The following is a 3,272-nucleotide window of genomic DNA, read 5'->3' as shown; positions in this document are numbered from 1 at the left end:
CCTGCGGATCATAGTACCGATAGCGGTTGTAGTGCAGCCCGGTTTCGGTGTCGAAGTACTGCCCTTGAAAGCGCAGCGGGTTGCGGATGTTTTCGCGTATTGCGCTGTCGGTACGCTTTTCCTTGGCTAGCCCCCACGCTTGATACGTCGCACTCCAGGCAATCTCGCCGCGTTGGTCGGTGAGTTCCATCGGCGTGCCGAGGTGGTCGCATTGGTACCAGGCCATGGCGTTGAACGGTTTCGCCACGGGTTGGTGTTGCCACAGCGGGTCGCGGTCGATGTGGTAGCCGTTTTCATGGCTTGGTTCGCGCACGAGCGACAGGTTGCGGTTTTCGACGGTTTGGGCGACGGGGATGAAGCTGCCCGGTTCGTAGAAGTAGTGGATCAGGCGTCGTTCGCCAGGGTTGTCGCTGTAGCGTGTTTCATAAGCGAGGGTGTCGCCGTCCCAGCCGTAGATGTTTTGGCCGCAGTCGTATTGGGCGTTGAGTGTGCGCTGTTGCTGCTCGATCCACGCCGGGCCGGGCCGGCGCCGGGGCTGGGCTGGCAGTGGGCTTTGGAGTATTTGGCTACCCGTCTCCCCAGTGCGTCGTAGGCGAAGTCGGCGGTCAGACGATCGTCTTCGTAGCGGGTCAGGCGGTCGTAGAGGTCCCAGGTGAAGCGGGCTTTTTTGCCGTTGTCGAGGCGTTCAAGCAGGTTGCCGCGGGCGTCGTAGGTGTAGTGCTGGCCGACGTAGTCGCGCAGCAGGTTGTCGAGGAGCTTGGGCGGCGGGTGGTGGATGGGCCGGCGCGGGGCCGTGGGGTCGAGCAGGTTGCTGGCCGGGTCGAAGGCGAAGGTTTCTTCGCCCTTCAGGGTAGTGGCGCTGAGCAAACGGCCGAGCCGGTCGTAAGTGTGTACACCATCGGCATTGGCAGCGCTGAGCCAATGTTACTGGGCTGTTAAAGAACGATGAATTGTAGGGTCAGCGATGAACCGATGCGTGAGAGCCTGTGGCGATCAAGCTGGCCCCGCAGGCGGTCTTCATGCCGTCTAAGGCGACAGGAACTCCGTTGATGGAATAGTTGCTGCTGCCGTCGACAATAGGGAGCGGCCTTTACATAAGGGGGCACATCACCAGATTGCCATTTCCCGCCATAGGTTTACCGTTGAGTCGGGTGCGGGGGATGGATTCGATGACTAATCCACTGTGGTTAGTGGTGTCGTCGAGTCGTACTATTGTCTTCATGTCACCGTGCTCGGTCTGATTACTGAGTATTGACGTCTGCTAGGATTGATCTGAGTGAATACAAACGTGGGGAGCTTATTCATACTTGCTGAGCTCATTTCTTAGGTCGAATTTAAGAGCTTGGGGTGTCTTCAATAGCCCTTTGTCTGTAGGTGTTGGAAATATAAGGCATGTTCGATTATCTCTTTCCATTCCTGGGAGCCAGTTTTCTAAGAACTTGTCCATTTCAATGCATTTTGCATTTAGCCCCGACCATTCGGCTGTGGCACACATTTGTGCGAAACATTCTTCGGGCCAGAATGGGATTGAAATTGAATTCCCTTGTGAGATTGCCCAGCCATCTTGGAATAATCCCCATAGGTGCATTGAATCTGCTGTTTTTCGGACAAAGTAGTCATATCGTTCTTGTTGAGTTAGTGATATGACGTTTTGAACCTTGTTCGGGTGAGTGTTCATTAGTAACCACCTATTCTGTGCTGAATTTTATGTATGTCTGCATTCTGTGGTTCTGAGTGGCGATAGCAGTGGCCTGTTTTGGCCGGTGTTGTATGGCCGTGAACTAGTTCGAGTCCGGGAGATTTTGATTTTCGTGAATTACTGGGGAGTCGAATTGATGTCCGATTTCCTGTCTCAATATGACGTAGTTCATTCCGTATCCAGCCTCTGACATGACTCGGTTGTTTTGGGTCGTCAGCCAGTGCCCGAAGTCTTTCTTGTTTGTTTGATCTTCCGTGGGAGCCATCACAGCAAATTGGGCAAGTAATCTTTGCCATTAGCCCCAGCGGATCAACCCACCCCACCGGATTCGGCGCATACGCATAGACATTCAGCCCACCCGCAAACCCGATCGGGTCTTTGCTGATAAACCGTCCGACCTGCGGATCATAGTACCGATAGCGGTTGTAGTGCAGCCCGGTTTCGGTGTCGAAGTACTGCCCTTGAAAGCGCAGCGGGTTGCGGATGTTTTCGCGTATTGCGCTGTCGGTACGCTTTTCTTTGGCCAGCCCCCACGCTTGATACGTCGCACTCAACCCGCTATCGATTTGCCGTTGAAGTTGGTGCGGGGTATGGGTTCGATGACTACTCCGCTGTGGTCGGTGTTGTTGTGGAGAGATATTAAAATCTACAATGGATTTTTCCCTTTCAATTCTATTGAATGGGGTCGTTGGCTAAGGGGTAAGATTTTTTTCGGAAAAAATTAGGTCTCCGTGATCATTCTCTGCCAGTAGCCATTTCAGGTTCTTATCTACGATGTAGTACTCAAAATATCGGCATTCTTCAATTATTTTTTTGATCTTTGATAGAGGTAGGCTAAATACAAATTTCTCATCATTATCTTCATCGACTATTAACCAAACGTCGCCCGTGGTCGGTGGTGCCACCTCGTCTAGGTGTAGATAAGCTGAGTTATCGTTGAAAGTGTATATTTTTGGCGCCACTGTCAAAGATGACCACCATGCTCTAGGTCTATCTTTGACAAAGCTAGCTTCTACTCTTGATAGTACTTGCCCTTTATCTTCCACTTCTTTGGCGCTTATTCCTGCTGACATTAGCGCAGCTTTTATTTCACGTTTTAGGGAGGTATTATTTTCTTGATTCATAAATGTCTTCCTGTTTTTTATCGGGGCGATGTGGATGTTGTGGGCCGTCATAGGTGATATTGCCTCGGTTAGCGCAGCCGCATCGTCCGCGTTTACCAGAAGTTTGCCAGCCAATATGCGGTTTATCGTGTCCGGTCTTTGGGTCCATGTCTGCATGAGGGGCATCGTAAGCAACTTTGGCTCCCCCCTCTCCTTTGAACTCAACTACTGTGCCTGTTATGGGGTCGTATTTTGAAAGTGTTACATTTTCAGGGTTTGTCATTCCTGCATTTTTGAGTGCCTGTACTCTCGCTGTGTCAAAGTCAGGTGCATGAGTGAGCTTAGCCAACCCCAGCGGATCAACCCACCCCACCGGATTCGGCGCATACGCATAGACATTCAGCCCACCCGCAAACCCGATCGGGTCTTTGCTGATAAACCTCCCGACCTGCGGATCATAGTACCGATAG

Annotated in this window: 5 protein-coding genes and 2 pseudogenes; all 7 read right to left on the bottom strand. The window is 51.9% G+C overall.

What is annotated here, in order from left to right; genetic code table 11:
- The coding region (locus tag QMX84_RS26050) for an RHS domain-containing protein (protein WP_282365128.1) at positions 1–313 on the bottom strand (313 nt) is incomplete at its 3' end.
- 71 nt (positions 314–384) lie between these two features.
- Entirely contained in the window at positions 385–867 is a 483-nt protein-coding gene (locus QMX84_RS26045) for a hypothetical protein (protein ID WP_282365127.1), read from the bottom strand.
- A gap of 91 nt (positions 868–958) precedes the next feature.
- Positions 959–1,222: pseudogene (locus QMX84_RS26040) on the bottom strand (PAAR domain-containing protein).
- Between the two features lie 75 nt (positions 1,223–1,297).
- On the bottom strand, positions 1,298–1,678 hold the full coding sequence (locus QMX84_RS26035) for a DUF2750 domain-containing protein (RefSeq protein WP_282365126.1): 381 nt from the start codon (positions 1,676–1,678) through the stop codon (positions 1,298–1,300).
- Positions 1,679–1,995: 317 nt separating this feature from the next.
- Positions 1,996–2,241, bottom strand: a pseudogene (locus QMX84_RS26030) (RHS repeat-associated core domain-containing protein); the annotation flags it as partial.
- Positions 2,242–2,391: 150 nt separating this feature from the next.
- Entirely contained in the window at positions 2,392–2,823 is a 432-nt protein-coding gene (locus QMX84_RS26025; protein ID WP_282365125.1) for a DUF6756 family protein, read from the bottom strand.
- Positions 2,807–3,272 (bottom strand): polymorphic toxin type 47 domain-containing protein (locus tag QMX84_RS26020; protein ID WP_282365124.1); only part of this gene is annotated, 466 nt, incomplete at its 5' end. The genes QMX84_RS26020 and QMX84_RS26025, both read right to left, overlap by 17 nt.

The sequence above is a fragment of the Pseudomonas sp. PS01297 genome (assembly GCF_029959305.1).
GTDB classification, from domain to species: Bacteria; Pseudomonadota; Gammaproteobacteria; order Pseudomonadales; family Pseudomonadaceae; genus Aquipseudomonas; species Aquipseudomonas helleri.
The sequence above is the reverse complement of the archived record's forward strand: the minus strand, read 5'-3'. Positions and strand labels throughout refer to the sequence as shown.